The following is a 25429-nucleotide window of genomic DNA, read 5'->3' as shown; positions in this document are numbered from 1 at the left end:
AAATGGATAACATAAGAAAAAGCATATTTTTTAAGGTAGCATTGATAATTATAATATTACAAGCGGCAGTTTTGTTTTTTGTTGCAGTTTTGATACAAAATTATCAAATGTCTTTAATAGAACGATTAAGCAATCAACAACATCAATTTATTAAAAACTTTATAGAACATCAAAAAATAAACCAGACCGCAAAAGCAGTAGAGAATATAAAAGATCTTTTGGATATTTTAAAAGGAACTATCGGCTATTCTTTATATAACCTTGATGAAGAAAACCTTAAAAAAATAATCAAATCACTATTGAAAAAAGAAGTAATTAAAAGCGTGTATATTTATGATCAATCAACAAACAGTATCTATATCGCAGGATATAAACGCAACGGCAAAATTATTATTTCCAATAATATTCCGGATGAATATAAAAAATATTCATCGATTAAAAACGATATTTTTTTTAATAATGAAAAATTAGGTTATATTGAAGTTTATTATGACATGAGTGAAATTATAGACAAATTGAATTTTGAAAGGAATAAAGCCGTAGAATTATTAAATAAAAATTTTGCGCAAATCAATAAGAACCTTAAAGAAGATCAAAAATATTTATATTTATATTTCTTTTTGGCTACTATACTCGTAACATTTATCGTTGTTTTTGTTTTATTAAAACTTGTTAACAAACCTCTAAAAGAGTTGAAAAAAGGTTTAAAGAGCTTTTTTGATTTTCTTTCAAATCCGGGTAAAAAAGTAAGGCCAATTCAAATAACTACACAGGATGAATTCGGGGAGATAGCCAACTTTGCAAATAACGGGATTATAATAAGTTCAAAACTGCATACGGAACTTGCAGAGCTTATGAAAATAGTAGATAAATATGTTGCAATTGTGGAATTTGATGAAAAAGGAAAGATATTAAATCTTACTGAAGCTTTTTGTAAAATGGTAGGTTTTTCAAAAGATTATCTGCTTGAAAAAGATTTGAGCTTTTTTAAATTAGATAAAGAACTTATTGAAAAAATAGAAAAAAACGGAGTATACGAAACGGAAGTTCATTTATTTGAAAACATATGGCTTAAATCGACTTTTACAAAAAAACAGATTTCAATTAGCGGTATAAATGAATATGTTTGGATTTCATTTGATGTAACCTCTCAAAAAGAAGTGGAATTTATGAAAAACAATTTGGAAGTGATGTTAGACCAAAAATCTAAAGAAATAAAAAAACTGCATGAATTAACAATGGACAGTATAAAGTATGCTTCGTTTATTCAATATGCAATTTTACCTCCTAAACAGTTGTTTGATGAGGCGTTTGAAGATTATTTTATTATTTGGGAACCTAAAAATATAGTAGGCGGTGATATTTATCTATTTGAAAAAATAGCCGAAAACGAATATATTTTAATGGTTATTGATGCTACGGGACACGGTGTGGCCGGTGCTTTTATGACTATACTTATTAAGGCGATTGAAAGACAGGTTATATATAATTTAACAAAAGAAGAAATTTCTCCGGCTAAAATTCTTTTTGAATTTAATAAAAATATCAAAACAATTTTACAACAGTTTGATAAAACTTCGTCATCTAATGCAGGTTTCGACGGAGGAGTGGCGTATATTAATTTAAATACCAAAACTATTAAGTTTGCGGGTGCTAATGTTTCACTGTTTTATGTTGACGAAGGTGAAGTGAAAACCGTTAAAGGTGACAGGTATTCGGTAGGATACAGACAGTGTGAGATGGATTATGAATATAAAGAACATGAACTATCTTTTGAAAAAGACGCTTTTTATATTACAACAGACGGTTATGTCGATCAAAACGGAGGTGAGAAAGGATTTCCTTTTGGAAAAAAAAGATTTAAAAATATTATAAAAAATAACTATAATAAACCGTTTGAAGTTCAAAAAGAAATATTTAAAAATGAACTAAAAGCATATCAAAATACGTATGAAAGAAATGACGATATTACTATCATCGGATTTAAAGGAGCGAAATGAAAAAGTTAATTATACTCTTAAGCGCACTTTTTGTATTTGCCGCGGATATTAATATTTGTGACGATTCGGCTCAATGGCCTCCTTTTACATTTTATCAAAAAACCGACAACGGTAAAAAACTGACGGGACTTACGGTTGAGCTTGTTGATGAAGTTTTTAAAAGAATACACAAAACTTATAATATAGATTTGATTCCATGGAAAAGATGTCTGTATTTAGTTAAAAATTATGACAAAACCAAAAAATACGAAATGTTTATGGACGGTACATATACAAAACAAAGAGCAAAAGATTATTATTTAACATCTCCGATATATTCAACTCATAACGTGGCATGGTTTTCAACTAAAAAGTTCACAAAAGAGCAAATTAAAAATTTATTATTAAGCAATCCCGATAGTTTAAAATATTGTGATGTTAACGGATATCAGATTGAAATGTATTATAAAAAACTTGGACTGAGTAAAAACGTAAAAATAGACCAGGGTGCAAAAAGCTCATGTGATGTTTTAAAGAAGATTTCAAAAGGCAGATGTGATGTGATGATTGCTTCAAAAGAGGGTATTATTGGATATAGTTTAACGGGAAAATGTAATATACCTAAAGATATCAGTTATGTTAAACTGCCTGTTTTTAAAGAAACAAAATTTTATTTTTTTATATCCAAAAAATATCCTAAAGCAAAAGAATTGCTTTTACAGATAAATAAAGCTTTAGAGGAGATTAAAAAAGACGGAACATATAAAAAAATAGAAGAAAAATGGCTTAATGTATTAAATTAAGTATTTAGCAAATTCACTTTTATCTTTTTTTTCCGCTTTATATATTTTATCACCTACAATAACATCTCCGTTGTTTTCTCTTGTATAGCTTATTAACATATCGGCCGAAAGCTTTTTTATATTTTCTGGAGCATCTTTTTGTATAAGTCCTATAGGGCCTGGAAAACCTTTAGGGAATATTTTTTCAAACAGTTCACCGTTGTATTCTTTTAGTACAGGGTTTTCTTCAGCTTTTCTTGAAATAATAATTTTATATCCGTCTATGTTAAAATGTCTTCCGACTTTTAAAATATCTATTTCATGAGGAGTTAACTGCAGTGTTTTTGAAAAGTCTTTAAGTCTTTTTGAAAAGTTTATATCTGTTAAAAGACATCCGCCTCCGGGACTTTCAAAGTTTTCAAGTCCGTATTTTTTTGCAAGTTCTAATTGTATTTTCCTGTCTCTGCCGCTGATTCCTAAAAGTTTATCCCTCTCAACCCATCCTTCAATTTCAGGAACGGTAGGGGGAAGCAGTTTAGCGCTCAGTGGTCTTAATACAAGTCCTTCGGCATTTGCGAGTTTATTTACCGCATTAAGTGCCGGCAGTCTTTGGCTCATCGGTCTTTGTCCTACGACTTCACCGCTTATTATGAATTTGGCATCCGTTTTTTTCATGTACTCTTTTGCCACTCTTATCATGTTTGCATGGCAGTCGATACACGGGTTCATATTTTTACCGTATCCGTATACAGGGTTAAAAAGTATTTCTTTTATGTACTGTTCTTTTATATCTAAAACGGTCAGTTTGATTCCGAGTTCATCGGCAAGTTTTTGCAAATGTTCGGTTTTTTGTTTATTTGTTTCAAAACCTACGTCAATATAAACGCCTTCAATTTCAATGTTTTGTTCCTGAATCAGTTTAATGGCAAGGGCGGAATCCAGCCCTCCGCTAAATAGTGCTATCGCTTTCAACAAGTTCTCCTTTTTTCAACTGCAGTATTTTATAATTTAGAATTTTAAGCTTATGCATTTTTTCATCCGTCGGTAAATTTGATGTTTTTAGTTCAAGTACTTTTTGTTGATAATACGGAATTAAAAGTTTTATAATCTGTTTTTTCAGAGCTTCCATATTCAAACACAGTACATCTTCTCTTAATACAATATCAAGAAGTGCGGGATCGTCAAATTTTTCCTGATACACAAGAGAGAGTTCGTGTCTGTGTGTCTTAAACATATCCGGACTTAAATATTCCACAATTTCGTCCATTAAATGCGGGTTTTCGTATAATGTTTTAATAATAGAAGCTTCGGCAATTTCTATTTTTTTATTTCCGGTTGCCTGCGGCTGATTTGATCTTCTGATAAGCAGCAGTTTAGGTGAAATTTGTAAATACTGAGCCGCTTTGTTTACAAAGCTTTCTTGTAAAATTTCAGGAAGTGTAAATATGTATTCTTTAAGTTCGTCCAAAGCCTGTTTTTTTTGTAGAGGATTTTTGATGTCGTATTTTTTAATCGTATATTCGATTATAAACTCTAAAAAAGGTATCTGATTTTTAAAATATTCATTTAAATCATTGCCGCTTTTTACAACATCCGCAGGGTCAAGCCCTTCGGGGAAAAGTATAACCCCACCTTCAAAAAACGATCTGAATAAAAGCTTTGAAGCTTTCAAAGCCGCATTAATTCCCGCACTGTCGCTGTCGTATGAAAGAAGTATTTTTGCGCCCAGTTTTTGTAATTGCGGCAGATGATCCGGTGTAAGTGCCGTTCCGAGTGTCGCTATTGCTGTGTTATAACCGGCCTGGTGGAGCATTATCACATCCATATAGCCTTCAACGATAATAGCTTCTTTTTTTCTTAATATATGTTCCCTTGCAAAATTAAGTCCGTAAAACGTTTTTGATTTATTAAATATTTTTGTATTTGTGAAATTTATATATTTAGCGGGATGGTTTGTAATCGTTCTACCGCCCATGGCGATAATTTTGCCGCTTGCGGAAAATATCGGAAACGTAATTCTTTCAATGAGTCTCGGATATTCCCCGTTTTCTGAAAGCACTCCGAGAGCTTTTAATTCATTGATATTTAAATTTGCGTTTTTGAAAAATTGAAACTGTTTCATACTGTCCGGCGCATAACCGAGAGCGAATTTTTCTATTGTAGAATCGTTTATGCCTCTTTGTTTTAAATAATCATATGCAAATTTGTTTTTATACAGCTCCTGAATATAAAAGGCGTTTACTTTTTCCAAAATATCGGCTCTTATATTGCTGCCAGATTTTGTGTATTCAAGTTTGAAGTTATATAAATTAGCAAGTTTCTCTATGGCTTCAGGGTAAGAGAGTTTTTCTACATCCATTACGAACTTTATGGCATCACCGCTTGCACCGCATCCGAAACAATGATATATCTGTTTAGCGGGGCTTACTACGAAGCTTGGAGTCTTTTCACTGTGAAAGGGGCACAGAGCGGTATAATTGCTTCCTTGCTTTTTTAATTGGACGTAATTTCCAATAACATCAACAATATCTATAATACTTTTTAAGTTTTCTATCGATTCAGGTTTTATCATAACGAAATTATAGTAAAATTTTATAAAACCCAAAAGGTGATGTATGGATTTTAGAGACCCGCTTTTTAGTGTGATAATGTTTTTTGTAATAGTTTTATTAAGTGTACTTATCACTATCGGACTTGGAAAACTTAGAGAATATTATAGGGAAAAAAGGCTTGAAGAGTTTTTGAAAGATTTTGAATACATCAAAATAGAAAATTTAAAACTCGACGAAGCTTCTATCGACGCTCTTTATCTACTGGCAAAAGCTTATGAAAAAGAGGGTGATTTTGAAAAATCATTGAAAATTTATTTGTGGATAAGTAAAAACTTAAAAAGCAACGAAATATTAAGACATATCGCAAAACTCTATTACAAAGCGGGGTTTTTAGAAAAAGCCAAAAAAACAGCGTATCAGATACTTTCTACAAAGCCAAGAGATGTAGAGACACTGAAACTGTTGATACTTATAGATGAAAAACTCGATAATATGAATGAAATTGTAAATATTTTAGAAATATTTGAAGAATTGGAAGTTTCTTTAACAGAAGAAAAAGCATACGCACTTTTTAAATTAAGTTTAAAAAACGAATGTGACATCGAATTTTGTAAAGATGTTAAAACAATTGAAGACGTATATAAAAAATATCCTTTTATAAGAAGGGAATATTTAAAAGTACTGTTTTCGACTGATCCGAATAAGGCTTATAAAGAAATTCCCGAAGAAAAAATATACGAATATTTGGATTTGTACTGGCATAGAAGCGATATACCTTATGAAGAAAAATTTATGAATGTTTTAGCCGCTAAACATTTATGTGAATATGATAAAAAAGCGCCCTTTGAAATAGAGGTGTTAAAACAGTTAAAGCACAATTTTGCGGATTTGGAATTTGAATATGTATGTCAAAACTGTAAAAAAATATTTCCGCTTTATTCTACAAGATGTCCGAATTGCCATCAATTATTCAAACATAAAGTGTTGTTCAATATTGTTGAAAAGAAAGAATTAAAAGATATTGAGTTTTAGGCATACCTGTAAGCCGGGTTCTGTTTATGAGAGTATTTATCTCGGCGCACACCTTACGGTGCCACTCATGCGAAGGGTATAGATGCAAGGCTTTACCATCCCTTCTTGCTGCGGGGTGGGTTTACCATGTCGGAATATGTCGCCATATTCCCGGTGAGCTCTTACCTCACCTTTTCACCCTTGCCTGTGGCATAATGCCCATCGGCGGTTTTTTTTCTGTGGCACTTTCCCTCGTCTTTCGACGGCAGTCCGTTAGACTGACCCCTGCCTTGCTGCAGCCCGGACTTTCCTCTGGTTTCCCAGCACTCTCTCGGTATGCCTATATATAATTATATCATATTTTCGAAGCGCAAATATATTCGCAGTCTTCTAAAATTTCTGCATTATGTTCTTCACCTGCCGGTACTTTTAATTTATCTCCCGCTTTTAACAGATAGGTTTTTTCTTTTGTGTTTATTATCATTTCGCCTTTTATCATAATTCTTATTTCTTCATACGGATGTGTGTGCCAGTCGTAATGTGTGCCTTTTGTATCCGACCAGATAAATATATTGGTATATCCTTCTTTTTCAAGGTTTTTTATGATTTCATCAATATTCAATTTTTCTCCTTGAATTTTTTAAAATTTTACCTAAAATGCGAAGAAACTCTTGACATTAAAAAATAATTTTTATACAATTTCATCACCTCAAGCGATGGGCTGTCGCCAAGTGGTAAGGCAGCGGACTTTGACTCCGTCATTCGGAGGTTCGAATCCTCCCAGCCCAGCCATTTTTGACGCGGGGTAGAGCAGCCTGGTAGCTCGTCGGGCTCATAACCCGAAGGTCGCAGGTTCAAATCCTGCCCCCGCAACCAAAATTCAGGACTTTCACGCAATTCATAATCCTCTGAAACATATTTGTTAAATATATAATATTTGTCTATTAAAATATCAAGATCTTCTTCATCATTAAACGGATTATCAAATTCATCAAGTATTTGTTGTTCATATTCCCAAAGCTCGCGTTTTGTCATTTTTGTTAAAGGTTTTTGAGTTTTTGTAAGATCTATATATCTATCAGAATATTGAAGACCGATTAATTCATCATTATCATTATAAACTTTAACAGGTTCTTCTTTTTTCTTCCAAGATAATTTAATAACATCACTTGATTTTGTATAAATTTGCTCTTTTTTAGACCATACCAAACAAGATCCAATAACATCATCATTATAAAAAATCTCAGTAATCTGTCTGGTAATAGGTTCCATATAATATTCAATTTTTCCAGATTTAACTAAATATGATAATTCATCAAGAGTATACATTCCATTAAATTTACGATATAAATCAATTCTCACAAAATTTCTACTCATAGAAAATCTACGAATACCCCAACGAATATACCAAAGAGCAAGAGGAGAATATTGAAATAATTTAGTATTTTCAAATCTATAATCATCAATATTTTTAAGTATATATTTAATCATATAATTAACTGGATTTAAAATATCAGTTTCAACTTTTCCTTGAGGTTCAGGAAATAATAAAGAAAAAGAATCAATAAATTTATCAATATATTCATTAGGAAGATAAAACATAGCATGTAAATGAGGATCACCAGTTTTATGAGGCTCAATAACCTTAAAATACAATCTTTTGTTTTTTGGAATATCACGAAAAGCCCTTAAATTCATTACCTGCTTAAAATATTTAGACAATATTTCAACAAGATCCTTAGGAGTTAAATATTCATTATCAGGATTAAAATTATTATTTTTAACTTTAACTTCTTTACAATTAGATAATTCAATAAATTTATATTTATGATATTCAGAAGGTAAAGTTATAGTAATAAAAACAGGAACTAAATTTAAAGATTTAGCATAATTATATTGAGAATAAATGCGGTGTTTTATTTCACTAATATATCTATGAGGATTAACATACCAATTACTTACAACCTGAGATAAAACAGCATCACGACCATCGGGCAATGTTATAAATTGATTATCAAGAAAAAACTTAGCCCGCTCAATTTTTTCAATAGCAAACTGAATATCATCTTTTTTTAATCCATAATCATATTTATATCTTCCAAACTTATCTAAAACTTCCATTATATTCATATTTTTAACCCCCTAAAAAATTTTGACGAAATTACTTTATAAATGGCCAAGAGGCAAAACATCACCCCGCTGCGGTGCGTCCTCACGGGCGCGCCTCGCGTGGTGCTGTTTTGCGAGTATTTTCTGCAAAAAAGTTCGTTGAAATATAAAAACTAAAACTAAGATCTTCAACTGATTTTTTGTTTTTTTGAAATAAAATTCCTAATATAGGAATATCTTTTAAAACAGGAACACCGCTATCTTCACTGATTTTAGTAACAGTTCTAAGACCAGCAATAAGATAACCACTTGATTTTTTGGTAAGCTGAACATGAGTGTTAAAATGTTTAGTATCTGTTATAGGCTTATCATTATCATAAGAAACGATACTTTCAACATAAATATCCATATCAAAATCAATAGATCTGTCAGTAATATATACATTTTTTATATAAATTTTAAGTCCGACGTCTTTATATTTTAAATCAGTTTGCGTTACTGGATTTCCGTCTTTGTCAGTAGTTACGGACTTCGTAACATAAGGTATAGAATGAACACTTTCAAGTGTATAATTTGAACTATCAATTAATAAAATAGTAGGCTTTGATATTGTTTCGGCTGCACCTTTTGAATTAAGAAACTTAATAAATGCAGAAAAATTATTCGTAATGCTTGAACTGACTACCGCAGTATCAGTAACTAAATCAAATAAAGCGGAAGAATGAAAAGGACTTTTGATATTAAGATCTGTGCCAATTTCTTTTGCTTTTTTATTGTTTATAACAGTAATAAGAAAATTAATATTTGCTTTTTTATAAGAGTTTTGTAAATGAGATATGGCAGTTTTTATTTTGAAATAATCAACAGGCGTACATGTAATTAATAATCTGTTTTGAAAAATTTGATATTTGTAATTAGAATAGAAATTCTTTAAATAATCTTTTAACACTTTTTTTGGAACATAATTAAATCTGATTACAAAATTTTCCAATTTAGGCTTTTCTTTTTTTTGTATTTTTTTGTAAATAAGAATAGTGGAATTGTTTATAATTTTGTAATCAAGTTTCTTTGATTTTAATATAGTAAAAAAAGCGGTAAGAATATCATTTTGGGTCATATTGTCAGTAGGCATAAAAACACTGAAATTTGTCGGAACTTCCTCTGATATAACAATGTTTTTATTTACATGATATGAAACATAATTGCAAAAAGTAGCAAAATCGGCTTGCTTAAGATCATAAGCAAATACTAAACTATTTGCGAGAACCAAAAGGTAGAATATTATCTTTTTCATCTTTTTTACCCCCGTAAGTGTTTTGATTAGGATTGAATTTTGATAGATCTAAATTTGTGGCAAGGTATATAATTTTCCCGTGACCTGCGGTAATTTCATAAAATATTTTTGTATCAGATATTTTTGGAAGTGTTTTTATTAAATAATATGAAATAGAAAACTGATTGTTTACAATACATTTCATTTTAAAACAATTTAACTGATAAAAAAACTGATAATCGGATATATCATCTTCTATATTTACATTATGTGCTTTTTTATTTGATATTTCAGAATTAGAATTAATGGGATTACGATTATGATCTGCAATATTATTTTGTTTATTAGATAAATGTTTTTTAGTAGTTTCTGTATGATTTTTTGAACAGCCAGTAAAAGAACCACAAGAAATAAAGTTAGAAACACCTTTATATAAAAAGAAAACTATAACAATTGCAAAAAATAAAGGAATAAGAAGTTTAGAAACAAGAGATTTTTGTATTTTGTTAGATCCTGAATTGTAAAGATCAGCTATTTTTTTATCAAATTTTAATTTCTCTTTTCCAACATAATTAGACTTATATTCTTTCCAGCTTGCATATAGTTTATATACAAATACTTTTGAAAATAATCTTTTTGAAGGATTAATTCCAATATACATATTTTCAACAAATGCAAGATATTTTCTATTGATGAGCGATTTGTTTTGAGTAATAAGATACATATCTATATCGAAATGCCTATGATAAGATAAAAACCTTAACATTTTAGGATCTACCTGTTCGGTAAAATATAAATGGCATTCATCTAAAATTATTAAAGAATGCTCATAATCTTCAAAAAGTTTTAATTTGCCTCTAACATAAGCGTCATAATCGGTTACCTGCTCACCAGTTTCTTCATCAAATAGTTCATTGTTTTTAAATTTTTCGGATAATAAATAATCCTGCTCAATTCTTTTTAATAGATCATCTAATATTAATGGCTTTACAAAGTCTTTTTTTATTTTGTCGCATTTTTTGAAATTAAGATTTATGTTTGTGTAGATCTTTTGATATTTAGGATTTTTTGAAATTAATTGAGTATAAATATAATGAACCGCAAAATATGTTTTTCCACTTCCTGGAACGCCTGTTATTAAATAAATCATTTTAATCCACCGTTCTTAAAGTTTCATTTAATTTTGAAGAAATAGTCATAGAAGTATTAGCAACAATTTTTGCAATTTTTACACCAAAATATGTAAAATATAAAGTTAAAAACAAAGCAAAAGCAGAAGAAAAAGCAGAAGACAAACCAGTTACATTCATAACACCTAAAAAAGCATTCCAAATAGAATTAATAGTAGGATCAGAAAAAGAAATATCATTATAAGAATTAAGAATATCGTGAAATTTGTTAAAAAGTAAAACAAAAAAAGAAGCTAATAAAAGATAAGCAGAAATATATAATGAAATTGCAGCAACAGTTAAAGTAGTAGCAGTAATTTTTAATGGAAACAAAGCAGCACTTTTGGCCTTACCGCTTGCAAAAAAATTAATTAACCAACCAATAGCATTAATAATATAAGCCATTATTTATCCTCCTTAGAAATAACTAATTTAAGAAAATATTTAATAACAAGAAAATTAAATACAACAGTAAAAAATATTGAAAGAAGAGGACGAAAAGGCAAAATAAAAGAACAAAAATCAACATTAAAATCTTTTCCAAAAATAGTAGCAGAAATAGGACAAGTAGTAGCATCAGAATTAAAAGCAGTTAATTTATAATTATCTTCATTTAACATTCCTGAAACTTGAGAAAAAGAATCTTTAATCTTAGTAATATCATCACCAACATTATTAAAAAATTCACCAAACTGAGAAATAAAAGAATCAGTATCAGAATCAGAACCATCTACAGTAAAATTACTATCAGGAGTCATGTTTTTAAAATCATCGAGTTTTTGATTAATACTATCAAGCCTCTCTTCAACACCAGAAACATCTACAGTTACAGTAGCAGTAGTAACATTATTAGTAACACTTGTAGTAGAAGAATCATCACAACCAGCAACACAATTAGGCCCAGCTTGAGTATTATCAGAAGTATGATATTTTAAAATACAATCATCACCATAAGTAGGATAAGTAATTGTAAAACAAACATAATCACCAACTGTAGAAGAAGTAACTTGAACACCAACATCTTTATAAATAGAACAAGGATCAGGACAAGTGTAATTATCAGAGGTAGAAGAATCAGTATTTGAATCAGTATCAGAAGTAGAACTATCAGATGTTGAATCTGATGAAGTATCAGTTGTATTTGTATCAGTAGAAGTAGTATTTGTATCGGTAGTAGATGTATTATCAGAATCAGTAACATTTGTATCTGTAGGTTCAGAATCACTTATTAAACATAAAGAAGAATTAAACTCAGTAGCAGAAAGAGTCAAAGAACCATCAGGATTTTCAGAACAATTAAAATCAGAAATATTAGAATCATAATTCGATTGACAATAATCTTGCAACAAAGAAATAACATCAGAACAAGACTTACAAGTAATAGTTACTTCACCAGTATCAGGATTACAACTTTCGTATTCAACAAAATCCAAAGAACCACATTTTTGAATAGCTTGCTGATCTAATTCATCAGTAGTAGGACACTCAGGAATATCCTCACATTGTTCAGTATCATAATTATAAGTTTGCCCATCAGGACAAATAATATTATTATTACTATCAATAAAATAGCCAGAACTAAAAGTATTACCAGAGTAATTATTTAAACAATAATTATAATTGTCGATAGTAATTGAATAAATTGCAACAGGAGAATCAGAACACTTAAAAGTTACATAATAATTAACACAAGACACAAAATTACTATCATAAGTTGGAAAATCTGAAGGAGTAGCACTATAACGAGTAGTTCCATCAATTACATAAGTATCACCAACAGCACACAAAGATGAAGACCAATCAATTCCATTTACAGTATAAACAGTTTTATAATAATCATTATTATATTTATACAAATATATATCATATGAATAACCATAATTAAACAAAAAAAACAATATTACTATTATTCTTTTCATTATTTATCCCTAAATAAATTAATTGCTGCAATAGGGAGCATTATTCCTATTGTTATAATCACAAACATTTGGAAAAAATAATCAAATGCAGGTATTCCAAGCATTTTTAGTCCTTTTACGTTTATCTCTGACGCCTGCTCGGCGGGAGTGCGCCAGTTTGCCTGTTTCTGATTTTTCTTAGCTTTTTTGCGGTCGCAAGTATCGGCTTACATAACTTCCTGACGGCGACCGCGAAAAAAGCTGAAAAATCCGAAACAGTTTCCCTGTGCGCTTTTATCTATAAAACCGCTCGTATAAAGCCGAACATAACTATAAATCCAATTAAAATACCACTTAATCCATAAAGAAAATTAGTTTGTGGATATGTTGTTCCGAATCGTGGATCTATAATTATGTCCGCCGTCCACTTATAGGCATACTGTTTAAGATCATAAAGATCATCAGTTCCAATATAGTCTATATCAGCTAACTGCTGGATAGAAGTAATACCACCATTGTCGCGATTATTTAATCTTTCAGTTAAAATATTATTTGCTTCAGTAGAACTTTTTAAAACATCATATAATGTGCGATAATCTGCATGATTAACAAATATAAGTGTCATATTTTCTTCAATATCAGTAAAATATACATCATCATAAGTGCCTTCAGCTAACAACAATGTAATAAAAAGAAAAAAGGGAAGAATGAGCTTTTTCATTTTCCCTTAGCTTCTTAAGAAAGATTTTGCTTTTCTTGCAAGCATTACAGTAATAGTAACACCGATAGCAAGAACAACTGCAGCTTTGAAATCAGTGTAATCAACAGTAATTTCACCACCGTAAACAGTGTCAGCAAAACTTGAAACAGCAGCAAGACCAAGAGTTAAAGGTACTAAAATTGCCTTTTTCATTTTTTCCTCCTAAAGTTTTTTTTGCCCAAAAGGGCTAATTAAATGCTTAATAAGCACTTAGTTAGTCCTTTTCAATAAAATTAAAAAGGGATAGAAAATAATTATTTAAAATAAAATCACGATCTTCTTTAGTGTTATAAGTCCAAAAAATATTTTTTGACCCTAATGTATAAAATAAGATATAATAATGCCCTTCTTTAGTAGGTGTGTCGGGAGCAAAAATCCCGACCACATGGTCTAAATTTACTGGATTATTAAAGTTTTGTTTATCAAAGATAAAATTCATTATTTACCTTTATTAATTGCAAGATCTAATGGATTTTTGTCAAAAATTAGATACTGCATATCAGAATTTGGAAACATATAATTTCCATTTTTCGTGCTTAAACTCGTATAAGGAATTGCAATATATTTACCTTTATAACCCATCAATGTAGTAAAATGATCAATAGGAAACTGAACATTCTCAGATACAGTAACAGGAAAACCTTCATTGTCTTGCAACTGATTAAAAATATTTACCAATGTAAAAACTTGAGAGGAACCATCACTTTTTTTTCTTTCTTGTTGTTTAACACCCATAATTTGTCCGATAAGAAATGTTGTCATTTTAAACCCCTTTAATTAAATTTTTTACCCCCGTTTTGCAAGGAGCAGAAGTCGGGGGTACAACTCCTACTCCTAATCTATCCCACCCAACCACCCAAAAATTAAAGAACGGAATTTAATATCCGTTCAGCAACTCTTTTACTTATTTCAGCTCTTGGATTGATATATCTTTGAGTAATCTCAATAGATGTGTGACCAAGAGTATATGAAACCTCTTCAACACTTAATCCTAAAGAATTAATGGCATAAGACGCCACTAAGTGTCTTATGTCATGAATTCTCATTTTTTTATTTATGTTTGCATATTGAAGTAATTTTTTAAATTGTTTACGAATATCTTTAATTTTTTGACAAGTTACAGAAGAAGGAAAAACATATTCAGATCGTGGACACTCAACATCATTTATAATTTTTTGTCTTAATAAAATATCTTCAAGAATATCAGTCATTTGATAAGACATAAGTTTTTTAGCTTTATTAATTTTCGGAGGGATAAAATATTGTTTGTTTTCAAAATCTATATGATCCCAAGTCAATGATAAAACTTCATTAAGTCTTCTTCCGTGAAGTAAAAAAGTAAAAATTCCTCTAAATTTTACATTTGGAAAATTTATTGCAGTATAAATAAATCTTTTAATTTCTTCATCAGTAAAATTAAAATAAATACGATTATCAAATTTTGGTAACTGAACAAATTCAAAAGGGTTTTTTTCACAATATTCATTCATTATTGCATATTTGTAAAGAACCTTAAATATATCAACAATGTTTTTAACAGTTTTTGGCTGCAGACCTTTATCAAGAAGTTCATTAACAAATAATTGTGCATCTTTGTATTTAAAATCTGTTATAATAATGTGACCATATTTATGCCCGAAGTGTGTTTTATAATATGATTGTTTAGTTCTAAGAGTATGTGAAGTCATTGTATGTTTCATTATTTCGCAATACTCAGCGAAAAGTTCATCAAATGTTAAGGAGTGCTTATGATTAACTTTAAAATTCATTTTAATAACCCCCGTCAAATTATTAGACTTTAAGTATTATAGTATAATAATTAGAAAAAAGTCAAGTAATTAGAATATGAAAATAGAAGAAATTTGCAAAAAATTCAAAATATCAAAACAAACATGGTATAACTGGCAAAAAAATAAGCCAGAATTAATTGAAACAATAAAGAATGGACTAAAAAACGGGGGTATTACAATAAATGGAAACAATAACATAGTAGGTCATCACAATAAAATAATGATAAACGGAAACGATATTTGTGCAGAAATATGCGAAGCTCTTGAAAAACTTCCAGAACAAAAACAAAAAAAATTCTTTTATAAAATCATGGCAGAACTTTATGAGGAAATGGAAAAATAATAAAAATAGGGGGTATTATGAAAAAAATTATTTTTCTAATATTAGGATCATTATTATTTGCAAAACTTTACACATATAAAATAACAAAAATCTTATATAATAAAGGAATGTATTATTCACCAGTAATTAAATCAGAAATAATACAAAGTAACTTGGAACCAAAAAATTTTTTAAAACAAATAAAAGCATTTAAAACAAAATTTATAGGATACAAAATATATCATCATAAAGAAAAAGATATATATTTACCACAATTTGAAATAATAAACAAAATAGAATTATACAAACCAAACAAAATAATAATAGATAGAAAAATAATTAAAAAAAACAGTAATGATCAAATAATAATTGAATAAAAAAACTAAAAAATATCATCAAAATCAGCGCAGAAAGGCTCATAACCCGAAGGTCGCAGGTTCAAATCCTGCCCCCGCAACCAAAAAAACTCTACAATTAGGTGTCTGTCACCAAAATGAGTAAAAATGAAAATTTTTGTCTTTTTTATTTTTATAACTTTTTATATCACTCTTAATGCAAAAGAGAATAACTCATTAGAGCAATTACTTGAAAACTCTGTAAAACTGCAGGCGCCTACAAGTAAATATAACCCTCTTTATTCAGTTAAATACGGTGAGTTTAAATACAACATAAAGAATAAATATTTCCAAATAAAAGATAAAAAAGCAGTGTTTAATATTTGCGGATATAAAAAAAGAAGTGAATTAAGATTTAGAAGAGAGTGGAAGGTTGAGAATAAAAGCGGTGTGTTTTTAGAAGTAAAAGTAAGAATCTTCCCTTTGGATTGTGATGAATTTACATTTTTACAGATTCATGCGGATCCGAGGAAATGTAACGCTCCAAACAAACCTCTTTTAAGAATCACATTTATTAGAAAGTTCAAAAACAGAGAAAATTATATATTTGCAATAATATATAAAAAAAACGGATATGAAAAAATAGCGTTGGGAAAATACACTGCTTTGATGAATATTAGAATTGAAGTTAAAAATAACAGGCTCAAAATTATATTTAACGGTAAAAATATTCAAAGTGATGTGGCATATTGGAAAGGGTATTACAATTATTTTAAATTAGGTGTTTATAACCAGTGTAAAGGCTGCAGTGAAGCCGTTTTTTATGATATAAGGACTAATACCATATTCTATCAAGATATAAACCATTAGGGGGAGCCAGATGTTTGGAGATAAGTTCTTGTTTTGAGAGTTGTTTTTGTAAATCCTGAACGGTTAATTTGTTTTCGTTTATTTTTAGTACAAAGTCTACAATCAATCTTATTTGCGCCCTTAAAAAACCGTTGCCTACTATTTTTATTACTGTGAAATTTTTATATTTGTATACGTCGGTTTTGTAAATTTCCCTGATGTAATTATTTACATCGCTTCCGGTTTTTGCAAAGTATTCAAAATCATGTATTCCCTCAAATTCTTTAAGGGCCTTTTTTAAAAGGGATATATTTATTTTATGAGGATAATATGTTGTATAATTTGCCGAAAACGGATTGAAATTAGGGTTAAGAATATATCTGTAGCTGCGCTTTTTAGCGTCGAATCTCGGATTAAAATCATCATTTACATTATAAAATTTCTTAATGTGAATATTTGGATGCAGTATTTTATTAAGCTCGGTTAAAAGTTTGTTCTGATTCCAAAAAGAGGGAAGCTTAAAACTTACGACCTGATTTAGAGCATGTACACCTCTGTCCGTTCTTCCCGCGTGTAACACATCGGAATTGATATTTAGTCTTTTTAATGCGTTTTCTATACTTCCTTGGACGGTTATTTTATCCGGTTGTTTTTGCATACCGTAAAATTTACTTCCGTCGTAACTGATTATTGCTTTTAAAATGGCGTTTTCCTTTTAAAAACTACATAACCTACAATAAAAAACAATAAACATATAAGAGAATTAACGGCAAGAGACGATGTGATTTTTGTCAATACAAGATATATGACTATAAGAGCGATAGCATATATTAGGGATCTGTTTTTATATATACGAGGATGAAAAAACGATATCGGGGGAATAAAAAATATAAGCGATAAAGGCAAAAGTGCAAACGGCAGATAAAAAGCGAAAAGTTCTTTAAATTTTTTAAAATATTCAGAAAATCTGAAAATGGAATAACTGCTTTTAGGAATTTTTTGATTAATCTGCATTTTTCCGAAATTTATAATTGTACTTTTGTCAAACGCATATACGTTACCTTTTTTCAGTTCAAAATTCAAATAACCGTTTTTATTTTTAAGTTCTGCGTATTTGGCTAAAATCAACTGGTTTTCTTTGTTGTTGTATAGGATGATATTTTCGTATGTTTTTCCCTTTTTTGATGAGGTAAATATATTCCAGTTGCCGAATCTTTGTGATATTTGGGATGTTTGGAAATTAAATTTTGCCGCTTGTTGTTTTTGGTTTTTAAAATTTTTAAATGCGACTTTTGCGTAAGGGATTGAGATAAAAAGTATCAGTAAATTTACGATTGTGAGCAACAAAGATAAAAACAAAAAAGGTTTTAATAACGTATAAGGTTTAACACCGGAAGAAAAAAGTGCTATTAGTTCTTGTGTTTCACTATGTTTGGCAAACAGTGAAACGGCGGAAATAAAAAATGATATAGAAAGAGTGATAAATAATACTTTGGGCAGTGAGAGCATATACATTTTAAAAAGCTCACCAAAAGTTATATGAATATTAGCAGTGATATTGGCTATGGAAATAATTATGATGATTGACGTTACCAAAAAAAGTATTAAAAAAATCATAATAAAAATCGGCCAAAAGCCGGAAATAAGATATTTTGACAGTCTATCCATAAATATTGCTCCACAGTTGCATAAAATAATCGCTGAAAATCCAGACTATGAATGTTCCGAGCGCTAAAAACGGAATAAAAGGAAGTTCGAGATCGCTGTTTTTGATTCTGTTATAAATTGATGGGATTATAGCAATCGCCGAACCTATAAAAAGAGCCACAAGTGCAAGTTTAATTCCTAAAAGCGCACCCATGGTACCGCCTACAATAATATCTCCTTCACCCATAGCTTCTCTTTTTATAAAATAAGAAACATAATATCTTATAAGGCTCATACCTCCCATCAAAATTAAAGCGTTTGTAAAATTATTCATTATCTCAGTTGAGGTGAAAAACGCAAGGGTAAGTGCTAATAAATTTAATGAATCGGGAACGGCTTTATAATCAAAGTCTATCATACTCAAAGCCAATAGGGTTGCAAAAACTCCGAAATTAGTTACAAAAAAAATATTTAAACCTGTTTTATTGTAAACAATTACGGCGATAAGCCCTGTTAAAACTTCTATAATAGGATATCTTATAGATATTTTCGCTCCGCAGTTGGCACATTTTCCTTTTAGTATAAACCAACCGATAATAGGGATGTTGTGCCACGGTTTTATTCTTGCTCCGCAGGCCGGACAAGAACTTGGAGGGTTTATAATACTTTTTTGTTTTGGAATTCTGTATATAACTACGTTTAAAAAACTTCCTATGCATATGCCAAGTAAAAACACAAAAATCAACTCTATATTTTCCATTCTCAATTCTCCGTTTTAATTTTTAACTTTATTATGCCGGTTTGCACTGTTTAGACGCCTCCGAATCTTCTTTCCCTTAAATGAAAAGATTTTATAATTTTATCAAGTTCTTCGGGAGTAAAATCCGGCCAAAGGGTATTTGTAAAAAACATTTCGGCGTACGCACACTGCCAAAGCAGGAAATTGCTAAGTCTTATTTCTCCGCTTGTTCTGATTAATAGATCAACATCTCTTGGCAAATCCAGGTTGTTTTGGATATTTTCTTCGGTTATTTCCTCATTTTTTTCAATCAGTTTTTTAACCGCTCTTGTGATTTCGTTTTTGCTGCCGTAATTTAATGCCAAAACTTGGGTCAGTTTTTTATTGTTTTTTGTTTTTTCTTTTGTAAGTTGTATTCTTTTTTTCAGTTTTTCCGAAAATTTTGAAATATCACCTATCGTTTCAAATTTAATATCGTTTTTTATGTATGTTTCAAGCTCTTTTTCAAGGTAACCTTCTAAGAGTTTCATTAAAAATTCAACTTCCATTTTAGGTCTTTTCCAGTTCTCGGTTGAAAAAGCATAAAGTGTCAAAACAGAAATTTCCTCGTTTTTTGCACAGTATTCGGTTATTTTTCTAACGGTTTCGGCACCTTTTTTATGCCCTTCTATTCTTTTCAGGCCTCTTTTTTTAGCCCATCTTCCGTTACCGTCCATTATTATAGCTAAGTGCATTTCATACCTTTAAATTGAGTAAATTTTCCGCAAAAACATATATCGGCTTCGCTTCTTTTTTATATAAAAAAACTTGCAAATCAAGTTCGTCTTTATAAAGTTCTATCAGTTGTAATGTAGCGCTATAAGGTGAATAAACGGTTAATGAATCAGTTGTGATTTCACCTTCCAATTCACCTAAATGATTAAAAATAGCATAAAATTTTACCTTGTTTTTAGAATATTTATATTGCATTAGGGCTTTTTTCTTTTCGTTAATGATTAAATGAAATATTTTTTGCTCGTAGGCCATTAAAATATTTGTAAAAAAAACAAATTCGGTTTTATTATTTGCATTTGCAAGATGTTGTAAAATTTCCTCTTTTGAAAAAGTGTGGAGTTTAAATGTTTTGTCTTTTTCATTAAGGAATTTTATTTTGTCCAATATCGTTAAAATTTCAGGAATTTCTTTTAAATTGCTTATTTGGAGTTTGGATTTTATTTCTTTGATTTCGGCAAAATATTTTTTTCCGACTTCCAGAGGTATACTGCTTTTTGTTTCAACTTCCCTGTTACCGAGTTTAATCAGGTATCTTATAGGATTTATTTCTTTTTTAACTTCAATTTTTACGGGCAGGGTGGCGTTGAATTCCTTAATACCCTCCAGTCTGTTTAAAGTTTTTAAAACTTTCCCGAGTTTAGATACGTTTAACGGCATCAACGAGCTTTAGAGCGATATTTTCTTTTGAATTCTGAGCAAAAAGAGTGCTGTCGTTTTCGGTTATAAAAATAATTTCATTTTCATCACTTCCGAAATCGTTTTTTGTAAGAAGGTTTAGACATATTGCGTCAAGATTTTTTTTCTTTAGGGCTTTTTTTGCGTAATTTATGGCATTTTTCTCATCTCTTTCGGCTTTGAATCCTACTTTTTTGAAATTTTTTTCTTTTAGTGATTCTAAAATGTCAATATTTTTTTCCATTTCAAGAATCATTTGTTCTCCGATTGAGTCTTTTTTGAGTTTACCTGGAGTATATTTCGGTTTGAAATCGGCAATGGCTGCGGCCATGATTAGATAATCAGGAGATTCGTTTAAAATTGCGTCGTAATATTCATCCGCGCTTTGTACGTGAATTTGTTTTATTTCTTTGCTGAGATTATGTTTTTTGCTTGATATGAGTGTAACGTCGGCACCTTTTATATAAAAGGCTTTTGCCAAGGCTTCTCCCATTTTACCGCTTGAGAAATTGCTTACAAACCTAACGTCGTCTATTTTCTCCACGCTGCCTCCGGCGGTTATCACCACTTTTTTGTTTTCCCAGAAATTATCTTTATTGATTAATCTTAAAGCTTTGAGATATATCTCTTCAGGATCGGCCATTTTGCCTATACCTTCGTCTCCACATGCTAAAAGTCCGGCGTTCGCTTCAATAATTGTGAGTTTTTTAAAACTTTCCTGTGTGGTTTTATGCATATACATATTGGTATTTGCAGCCGGTGCGAAAAGTACGGGAGCGGGACAGGCGAGGTATGTCTGTAAAAGCAGGTTGTCCGCAATTCCGTTTGCCGCTTTGTTTACGGTATTCGCAGTTGCGGGGGCTATAATATATATATCCGCCCATTTTGCGTAATCAATGTGATTAAGCTCACTTGACCAGTCTTCATTTTGCTCAATCAGGACTTTTTGACGTGTAAGTGTTTCAAAAGTAAGGGGGGAGATGAATTTAGCGGCCGCCTGGGTCATTACCACACGGACGTTGTGTCCGCTTTTACTGAAAAGTCTGATTAGTTCGCATGTTTTGTATATTGCTATACTGCCTGTTATTCCTATTAAAACGTTCAATTTTCTCTCCCGAAGAATTTATAATAAAAGTTTTTGATGATTTTAAGAGGTGCTCTGCTGATTGCAAGTGAGCCTTTTTTGATGTCTTTGTTTACCGTGCTTCCCGCTGCTATCATTACGTCGTCTTCAATTGTTACAGGTGCTATTAGCTGTGTGTCGCTTCCAATAAACACGTTTTTTCCGATTTTTGTTTTGTATTTGGCTTTTCCGTCGTAGTTGCATGTAATTGTACCGGCTCCGATGTTAGTGCCTTCATCAATTTCACTGTCTCCTAAATAACTCAGATGCCCGGCTTTAATACCGTTTAATCTGCTGGCTTTAACTTCTACGAAGTTTCCTATATGTGTGTTTACAAGTTCGCTTTTCGGTCTGATTCTGGCCATCGGTCCTATGCCTGAATTTTTAATAACCGCTTCTTCCACTACACTTAAAGCTCTTACCTCACTTTCTATTATTACGCTTTTTTTAATAACACAGCCGTTTCCTATTTCGCATTCTCCTTCAAAGCTTGAATATGCATCTATATATATCGTCTCAGGAAGATGCATAATTACTCCGTTTTGCATCCAAAAGTTTTTGATTCTCTCACACATTATCTCTTCGGCATGGGCTAAATCTTTTTTGGAATTTACACCTTTGAAGTTTTCTTCGTCTACCTCAATCGCTTTTATTGTTAAGCCGTCTTTTTCGACCATTTCGATAATGTCTGTAAGATAATATTCTTTTTGTGAATTATTGTTGGATAGTTTCGGCAGGTATTTGTTTAAAACGTCTTTTTTAAACAGATATACTCCGGCGTTAACGTAAGGGATTTTAAGTTCTTCTTCATTTGCGTCTTTTTGTTCCACTATTTTTTTTACATTGCCGTTTTCAATTACGACCCTTCCATATCCGTCAGGATTGTCAAGTTTCATTACGCTCATTACAATATCGGCGTCTAATTCTTCAAACTTTTTTAGCTCTTCAGCTTTAATTAAAGGCATGTCTCCGTTTAAAATTAAAACTTTATCACCTTTAATAGGTACTTCTTTTAAAGCTCCCCCCGTACCCGGAAATTTTTCCAAGTCTTGTTTGACAATATTTACAGGGTAGTTTTTAACAGTTTCGCTAACCTTCTCAAACTGGTGGTTTAAGACTATATCTATATTAGGAGTCAATTTTAAAGATTCTTCTATAATGTATTCAATCATACTTTTGCCACAGAGTTTATGAAGCACTTTTGCAGTAGAGGATTTCATACGTGTACCTTTACCTGCGGCTAAAATTATAATTTGGAGCATACAATTTTCCTTTTTTTGTTATAATTATAGCAAAAAAGGCTATTTTAATGGATTTAGCAAGCGTTATCGGGCTGGTTGGCGCGCTCGGTCTGATTATTGCCGCTATGGCAATGGGGGTGGGTGTTGGTCCATATATCGACGGTCAGTCGGTGTTAATTGTTGTACTTGGTTCTCTTATGACATTATTCATTTCCAATAAAATGGAAATGATGACGAAATTCGCAAAAGTTTTTATGATTGCTATCAAACCTTCATATCAACCTAATTATGAAGAATTAATCAAAAAACTCGTAGATTACGCTACACAGGCAAGACGTGACGGGATACTTTCACTTGAACAGGCTGCTGCAAACGAAGAGGATGAGTTCTTAAAAAAGGGACTTTCAATGGCTGTGGACGGCAATGAGCCCGATACAATCAGAGAACTACTTGAGATTGATCTTGAGCAGATGGATGCGAGACACAAAAAAATGGCCGCAATTTTTGATAACTGGGCCGGGCTTGCAGGTGCGATGGGGATGATCGGTACGCTTGTCGGTCTTGTTGCGATGCTTCTTAACATGTCGGATCCTTCAGCGATCGGTCCTGCGATGGCGGTTGCGTTGCTTACAACCCTTTACGGTGCGATGATCGGTAATATTTTCGGTACGCCGGTTGCGAATAAATTAGCACTTAGAAATGATGATGAAATACTTGCTAAAACTATGATTATTGAAGGTATTATGTCTATTCAGGCGGGGGATAATCCGAGAACCCTTGAAGCGAAATTGTTAAGTTTCTTACCGCCGGCACAAAGAAAGTCACAATTTGAATAGGATAATTAATGGCTAAAAAATGTAAATGCGAATGTCCGAAATGTATGCCTGGGTGGCTGGCTACATTCGGGGATTTGATGAGTCTTCTTTTATGTTTCTTCGTATTACTTCTTTCTATGTCCACGATGGATGCCAAAAAAGTTAAAGAAGCTATCGGTTCTCTTGCGGGGGCACTCAGTGTACTTGAAGGCGGAACACAGACTGAAGTCAGTCGTAACAGAATACAAAAAGCGACACCTATTGAAAAAACCGATGAAACTGCACAGACAGTCAATAAACTTTCTCAAGCTGTAGCTGAATTTAGACAGTTTACTGCAGGAGGTAAAGGACCTGCAATCGTATTAGAAGAAGGTGAAGAAGGGTTTTTTATCAGACTTCCAGCCGATATCACATTTAAACCCGGAAGTGCTCAAATTACGGATGAGGATTCTCTTTTATTCTTAAAAAGAATAGCTCTTATTATAAAAGAATACCTACCTAAAAATATTGAAATTCAGATTAAAGGGTATACAGACAATCAACCTCCTCCTCCGACATCACCGTATGCGGATAACTGGGAACTTAGTGCCGCAAGGGCACTAAGTGTTCTTAAAATACTTATAAAAGACGGAGTAAATCCGAAACAGTTAAGTGCCGCGGCTTACGGTGAATATCATCCTATTGCCGCCAACGCTACTCCTGAGGGTAGGGCAAAAAACAGAAGAGTTGAAATATGGTTTTTCTCTAAGAAAAAACAAAATCAAAATAAAATCGAGAAATCCGTGCTTGATAAAGTTAAAAAATAGGGGATAAATGAAAAAGTTATTTTTAATTCTTATTCCTATTTTTATATTTGCGGCAGCTCCGCAGATTCCAACAGTAAATCTTTCACTAACGGCGCCGGAAACGCCTAAACAGCTGGTAAGTGTACTTAATATAACAATTCTTTTAACACTTCTTGTTTTGGCTCCGAGCATTATACTTGTAATGACTTCTTTTGTAAGACTGTTGGTGGTGTTCGGCTTTTTACGCCAGGCTTTGGGTACTCCTCAGTCACCGCCGACTACACTTCTTGTCTCACTGGCGCTTGTTCTTACGTTTTTTATAATGGAGCCGTATGCCAAGCAGGCATATAATACAGGAATCAAACCGTATATGGAAGAAAAGATAGGATACGATCAGGCTTTTAACAATGCGGTGAAACCTTTTAAAAAATTTATGATTAAAAATACAAGGGAAAAAGACCTGGCTTTGTTTTTCAGAATCAGACATCTTCCGAATCCTAAGACCATTGACGATGTACCGTTAACGATACTCGTTCCGGCTTTTATGCTTAGCGAGCTTAAAACGGCGTTTGAAATAGGGTTTTTAATATTCTTGCCGTTTTTGATTATAGATATGGTCGTGAGTTCTATTTTAATGAGTTTGGGGATGATGATGTTGCCTCCTGTGATGATAAGTTTGCCGTTTAAGATACTGGTGTTTGTATTAGTCGACGGATGGAATTTGATTGTTATGGGGCTTGTGCAGAGTTTTAAGTAGGTAAGTTGTGAAGTGGATAAGTTGTGAAGTTGTGAAGATATAAA

28 protein-coding genes, 2 tRNA genes, 1 other RNA gene and 1 pseudogene are annotated in these 25429 nt (G+C 31.4%); 11 read left to right on the top strand and 21 right to left on the bottom strand.

Annotation, left to right across the window (positions count from 1 at the left end; all coding sequences use genetic code 11):
* Positions 1-2: 2 nt before the first annotated feature.
* Together NAMH_RS05870 and NAMH_RS05865 are read left to right on the top strand one after the other, a co-directional pair.
* Positions 3-2000, top strand: a complete 1998-nt coding sequence (locus NAMH_RS05870) for a SpoIIE family protein phosphatase (protein ID WP_015901773.1) — start codon at positions 3-5, stop codon at positions 1998-2000.
* Positions 1997-2782, top strand: a complete 786-nt coding sequence (locus tag NAMH_RS05865) for a substrate-binding periplasmic protein (RefSeq protein ID WP_015902476.1) — start codon at positions 1997-1999, stop codon at positions 2780-2782. The genes NAMH_RS05870 and NAMH_RS05865 overlap by 4 nt, the downstream gene beginning before the upstream one ends.
* On the opposite strand, the gene NAMH_RS05860 is transcribed toward NAMH_RS05865, so the two are convergent.
* Positions 2774-3733: an argininosuccinate synthase domain-containing protein gene (locus NAMH_RS05860; RefSeq protein ID WP_012663792.1), complete on the bottom strand. Its 960-nt coding sequence runs from the start codon at positions 3731-3733 to the stop codon at positions 2774-2776. The two genes, NAMH_RS05865 and NAMH_RS05860, sit on opposite strands and share 9 nt — an antisense overlap.
* The gene (gene dnaG, locus NAMH_RS05855) at positions 3711-5333 is read right to left on the bottom strand and encodes a DNA primase (RefSeq protein WP_012663490.1); all 1623 of its coding nucleotides are present in this window, start codon (positions 5331-5333) and stop codon (positions 3711-3713) included. Before dnaG ends, NAMH_RS05860 begins: the two co-directional genes overlap by 23 nt.
* A 43-nt stretch (positions 5334-5376) precedes the next feature.
* Here dnaG and NAMH_RS05850 point away from each other — a divergent pair, with 43 nt between their 5' ends.
* Positions 5377-6345, top strand: coding sequence for a hypothetical protein (locus tag NAMH_RS05850; protein WP_015902187.1), 969 nt, complete (start codon positions 5377-5379; stop codon positions 6343-6345).
* On the opposite strand, the gene rnpB is transcribed toward NAMH_RS05850, so the two are convergent.
* Both rnpB and NAMH_RS05845 read right to left on the bottom strand, forming a co-directional pair.
* Positions 6339-6667: RNase P RNA component class A (gene rnpB / locus NAMH_RS09065), an RNA gene on the bottom strand. The two genes, NAMH_RS05850 and rnpB, sit on opposite strands and share 7 nt — an antisense overlap.
* Before the next feature lie 12 nt (positions 6668-6679).
* Positions 6680-6946: a cupin domain-containing protein gene (locus NAMH_RS05845; protein ID WP_015901720.1), complete on the bottom strand. Its 267-nt coding sequence runs from the start codon at positions 6944-6946 to the stop codon at positions 6680-6682.
* Between the two features lie 95 nt (positions 6947-7041).
* Between NAMH_RS05845 and NAMH_RS05840 the strand changes: the two genes are divergently transcribed.
* Both NAMH_RS05840 and NAMH_RS05835 read left to right on the top strand, forming a co-directional pair.
* A tRNA-Gln gene (locus NAMH_RS05840) sits at positions 7042-7116 on the top strand.
* A 7-nt stretch (positions 7117-7123) separates the two neighbouring features.
* Positions 7124-7200, top strand: a tRNA-Met gene (locus NAMH_RS05835).
* Between the two features lie 603 nt (positions 7201-7803).
* Here the strand turns inward: NAMH_RS05835 and NAMH_RS09455 are convergent.
* The 10 genes and pseudogenes from NAMH_RS09455 to NAMH_RS05790 all read right to left on the bottom strand — a co-directional run.
* Positions 7804-8445, bottom strand: a pseudogene (locus NAMH_RS09455) (replication endonuclease); the annotation flags it as partial.
* Between the two features lie 91 nt (positions 8446-8536).
* Positions 8537-9727: a type II secretion system protein GspD gene (locus tag NAMH_RS05830; RefSeq protein ID WP_015901953.1), complete on the bottom strand. Its 1191-nt coding sequence runs from the start codon at positions 9725-9727 to the stop codon at positions 8537-8539.
* Positions 9687-10856 carry a zonular occludens toxin domain-containing protein gene (locus tag NAMH_RS05825; RefSeq protein WP_015902735.1) on the bottom strand — a complete coding sequence of 390 codons (1170 nt, stop codon included), beginning with the start codon at positions 10854-10856 and terminating at the stop codon, positions 9687-9689. Before NAMH_RS05825 ends, NAMH_RS05830 begins: the two co-directional genes overlap by 41 nt.
* Position 10857: 1 nt before the next feature.
* A complete protein-coding gene (locus NAMH_RS05820; protein ID WP_015902020.1) occupies positions 10858-11280 on the bottom strand; it encodes a hypothetical protein in 423 nt (140 codons plus the stop codon).
* Entirely contained in the window at positions 11280-12794 is a 1515-nt protein-coding gene (locus tag NAMH_RS05815) for a hypothetical protein (protein ID WP_012663644.1), read from the bottom strand. Before NAMH_RS05815 ends, NAMH_RS05820 begins: the two co-directional genes overlap by 1 nt.
* A gap of 277 nt (positions 12795-13071) precedes the next feature.
* Positions 13072-13494 carry a hypothetical protein gene (locus tag NAMH_RS05810; RefSeq protein ID WP_015902226.1) on the bottom strand — a complete coding sequence of 141 codons (423 nt, stop codon included), beginning with the start codon at positions 13492-13494 and terminating at the stop codon, positions 13072-13074.
* A gap of 6 nt (positions 13495-13500) precedes the next feature.
* Positions 13501-13686, bottom strand: a complete 186-nt coding sequence (locus NAMH_RS05805; RefSeq protein WP_012663768.1) for a hypothetical protein — start codon at positions 13684-13686, stop codon at positions 13501-13503.
* A 61-nt stretch (positions 13687-13747) separates the two neighbouring features.
* Complete coding sequence (locus NAMH_RS05800; protein WP_015902102.1) at positions 13748-13972, bottom strand: hypothetical protein; 225 nt, start codon at positions 13970-13972, stop codon at positions 13748-13750.
* Positions 13972-14295, bottom strand: a complete 324-nt coding sequence (locus NAMH_RS05795; RefSeq protein WP_012663653.1) for a hypothetical protein — start codon at positions 14293-14295, stop codon at positions 13972-13974. The genes NAMH_RS05800 and NAMH_RS05795 overlap by 1 nt, the downstream gene beginning before the upstream one ends.
* A 101-nt stretch (positions 14296-14396) precedes the next feature.
* Positions 14397-15302, bottom strand: a complete 906-nt coding sequence (locus NAMH_RS05790; protein ID WP_015902294.1) for a tyrosine-type recombinase/integrase — start codon at positions 15300-15302, stop codon at positions 14397-14399.
* 76 nt (positions 15303-15378) lie between these two features.
* Here NAMH_RS05790 and NAMH_RS05785 point away from each other — a divergent pair, with 76 nt between their 5' ends.
* The 3 genes from NAMH_RS05785 to NAMH_RS05775 all read left to right on the top strand — a co-directional run bounded on the left by NAMH_RS05785 (position 15379) and on the right by NAMH_RS05775 (position 16850).
* Complete coding sequence (locus NAMH_RS05785; protein WP_012663757.1) at positions 15379-15666, top strand: hypothetical protein; 288 nt, start codon at positions 15379-15381, stop codon at positions 15664-15666.
* Between the two features lie 17 nt (positions 15667-15683).
* A complete protein-coding gene (locus tag NAMH_RS05780) occupies positions 15684-16022 on the top strand; it encodes a hypothetical protein (protein ID WP_015902517.1) in 339 nt (112 codons plus the stop codon).
* 126 nt (positions 16023-16148) lie between these two features.
* Positions 16149-16850, top strand: a complete 702-nt coding sequence (locus NAMH_RS05775; protein WP_015901805.1) for a polysaccharide lyase family 7 protein — start codon at positions 16149-16151, stop codon at positions 16848-16850.
* Here NAMH_RS05775 and truA read toward each other — a convergent pair.
* Genes truA through glmU form a run of 7 tightly spaced genes read right to left on the bottom strand, consistent with a single transcriptional unit; the run spans position 16816 to position 23049 of the window.
* Positions 16816-17517 (bottom strand): tRNA pseudouridine(38-40) synthase TruA, encoded by a 702-nt coding sequence (gene truA, locus NAMH_RS05770; protein WP_228368714.1) that lies wholly within the window; start codon positions 17515-17517, stop codon positions 16816-16818. The two genes, NAMH_RS05775 and truA, sit on opposite strands and share 35 nt — an antisense overlap.
* Before the next feature lie 8 nt (positions 17518-17525).
* Positions 17526-18497, bottom strand: coding sequence for an LptF/LptG family permease (locus tag NAMH_RS05765; RefSeq protein WP_015902432.1), 972 nt, complete (start codon positions 18495-18497; stop codon positions 17526-17528).
* The gene (locus NAMH_RS05760; protein WP_015902507.1) at positions 18490-19236 is read right to left on the bottom strand and encodes a prepilin peptidase; all 747 of its coding nucleotides are present in this window, start codon (positions 19234-19236) and stop codon (positions 18490-18492) included. Before NAMH_RS05760 ends, NAMH_RS05765 begins: the two co-directional genes overlap by 8 nt.
* Before the next feature lie 50 nt (positions 19237-19286).
* The gene (locus NAMH_RS05755) at positions 19287-19949 is read right to left on the bottom strand and encodes a di-trans,poly-cis-decaprenylcistransferase (protein WP_012664008.1); all 663 of its coding nucleotides are present in this window, start codon (positions 19947-19949) and stop codon (positions 19287-19289) included.
* Between the two features lies 1 nt (position 19950).
* Positions 19951-20646, bottom strand: coding sequence for a hypothetical protein (locus tag NAMH_RS05750; RefSeq protein ID WP_012663678.1), 696 nt, complete (start codon positions 20644-20646; stop codon positions 19951-19953).
* Positions 20627-21769: a bifunctional phosphopantothenoylcysteine decarboxylase/phosphopantothenate--cysteine ligase CoaBC gene (gene coaBC, locus NAMH_RS05745; RefSeq protein WP_015902183.1), complete on the bottom strand. Its 1143-nt coding sequence runs from the start codon at positions 21767-21769 to the stop codon at positions 20627-20629. The genes NAMH_RS05750 and coaBC overlap by 20 nt, the downstream gene beginning before the upstream one ends.
* On the bottom strand, positions 21766-23049 hold the full coding sequence (glmU, locus tag NAMH_RS05740) for a bifunctional UDP-N-acetylglucosamine diphosphorylase/glucosamine-1-phosphate N-acetyltransferase GlmU (protein WP_015901740.1): 1284 nt from the start codon (positions 23047-23049) through the stop codon (positions 21766-21768). The genes coaBC and glmU overlap by 4 nt, the downstream gene beginning before the upstream one ends.
* A gap of 47 nt (positions 23050-23096) precedes the next feature.
* Between glmU and NAMH_RS05735 the strand changes: the two genes are divergently transcribed.
* Genes NAMH_RS05735 through fliP form a run of 3 tightly spaced genes read left to right on the top strand, consistent with a single transcriptional unit; the run spans position 23097 to position 25385 of the window.
* A complete protein-coding gene (locus NAMH_RS05735; protein WP_015902365.1) occupies positions 23097-23864 on the top strand; it encodes a motility protein A in 768 nt (255 codons plus the stop codon).
* Positions 23865-23872: 8 nt separating this feature from the next.
* Positions 23873-24649, top strand: a complete 777-nt coding sequence (locus NAMH_RS05730) for an OmpA family protein (RefSeq protein WP_012663690.1) — start codon at positions 23873-23875, stop codon at positions 24647-24649.
* 7 nt (positions 24650-24656) lie between these two features.
* Positions 24657-25385: a flagellar type III secretion system pore protein FliP gene (gene fliP, locus NAMH_RS05725; RefSeq protein ID WP_015902261.1), complete on the top strand. Its 729-nt coding sequence runs from the start codon at positions 24657-24659 to the stop codon at positions 25383-25385.
* The last annotated feature ends 44 nt before the right edge of the window (positions 25386-25429 follow it).

It is taken from the genome of Nautilia profundicola AmH (assembly GCF_000021725.1).
Classification (GTDB): Bacteria; Campylobacterota; Campylobacteria; order Campylobacterales; family Nautiliaceae; genus Nautilia; species Nautilia profundicola.
This window is presented reverse-complemented; position numbering and strand designations above follow the sequence as displayed.

Bases quoted from the DNA above. Each gene is read 5' to 3' on its own strand.
- NAMH_RS05870 (WP_015901773.1), top strand. From the start codon at position 3: ATGGATAACATAAGAAAAAGCATATTTTTTAAGGTAGCATTGATAATT.
- NAMH_RS05865 (WP_015902476.1), top strand. From the start codon at position 1,997: ATGAAAAAGTTAATTATACTCTTAAGCGCACTTTTTGTATTTGCCGCG.
- dnaG (WP_012663490.1), bottom strand. From the start codon at position 5,333: ATGATAAAACCTGAATCGATAGAAAACTTAAAAAGTATTATAGATATT.
- NAMH_RS05850 (WP_015902187.1), top strand. From the start codon at position 5,377: ATGGATTTTAGAGACCCGCTTTTTAGTGTGATAATGTTTTTTGTAATA.
- NAMH_RS05830 (WP_015901953.1), bottom strand. From the start codon at position 9,727: ATGAAAAAGATAATATTCTACCTTTTGGTTCTCGCAAATAGTTTAGTA.
- NAMH_RS05825 (WP_015902735.1), bottom strand. From the start codon at position 10,856: ATGATTTATTTAATAACAGGCGTTCCAGGAAGTGGAAAAACATATTTT.
- NAMH_RS05820 (WP_015902020.1), bottom strand. From the start codon at position 11,280: ATGGCTTATATTATTAATGCTATTGGTTGGTTAATTAATTTTTTTGCA.
- NAMH_RS05815 (WP_012663644.1), bottom strand. From the start codon at position 12,794: ATGAAAAGAATAATAGTAATATTGTTTTTTTTGTTTAATTATGGTTAT.
- NAMH_RS05810 (WP_015902226.1), bottom strand. From the start codon at position 13,494: ATGAAAAAGCTCATTCTTCCCTTTTTTCTTTTTATTACATTGTTGTTA.
- NAMH_RS05805 (WP_012663768.1), bottom strand. From the start codon at position 13,686: ATGAAAAAGGCAATTTTAGTACCTTTAACTCTTGGTCTTGCTGCTGTT.
- NAMH_RS05800 (WP_015902102.1), bottom strand. From the start codon at position 13,972: ATGAATTTTATCTTTGATAAACAAAACTTTAATAATCCAGTAAATTTA.
- NAMH_RS05795 (WP_012663653.1), bottom strand. From the start codon at position 14,295: ATGACAACATTTCTTATCGGACAAATTATGGGTGTTAAACAACAAGAA.
- NAMH_RS05790 (WP_015902294.1), bottom strand. From the start codon at position 15,302: ATGAATTTTAAAGTTAATCATAAGCACTCCTTAACATTTGATGAACTT.
- NAMH_RS05785 (WP_012663757.1), top strand. From the start codon at position 15,379: ATGAAAATAGAAGAAATTTGCAAAAAATTCAAAATATCAAAACAAACA.
- NAMH_RS05780 (WP_015902517.1), top strand. From the start codon at position 15,684: ATGAAAAAAATTATTTTTCTAATATTAGGATCATTATTATTTGCAAAA.
- NAMH_RS05775 (WP_015901805.1), top strand. From the start codon at position 16,149: ATGAAAATTTTTGTCTTTTTTATTTTTATAACTTTTTATATCACTCTT.
- NAMH_RS05765 (WP_015902432.1), bottom strand. From the start codon at position 18,497: ATGGATAGACTGTCAAAATATCTTATTTCCGGCTTTTGGCCGATTTTT.
- NAMH_RS05760 (WP_015902507.1), bottom strand. From the start codon at position 19,236: ATGGAAAATATAGAGTTGATTTTTGTGTTTTTACTTGGCATATGCATA.
- NAMH_RS05755 (WP_012664008.1), bottom strand. From the start codon at position 19,949: ATGCACTTAGCTATAATAATGGACGGTAACGGAAGATGGGCTAAAAAA.
- NAMH_RS05750 (WP_012663678.1), bottom strand. From the start codon at position 20,646: ATGCCGTTAAACGTATCTAAACTCGGGAAAGTTTTAAAAACTTTAAAC.
- glmU (WP_015901740.1), bottom strand. From the start codon at position 23,049: ATGCTCCAAATTATAATTTTAGCCGCAGGTAAAGGTACACGTATGAAA.
- NAMH_RS05735 (WP_015902365.1), top strand. From the start codon at position 23,097: ATGGATTTAGCAAGCGTTATCGGGCTGGTTGGCGCGCTCGGTCTGATT.
- NAMH_RS05730 (WP_012663690.1), top strand. From the start codon at position 23,873: ATGGCTAAAAAATGTAAATGCGAATGTCCGAAATGTATGCCTGGGTGG.
- fliP (WP_015902261.1), top strand. From the start codon at position 24,657: ATGAAAAAGTTATTTTTAATTCTTATTCCTATTTTTATATTTGCGGCA.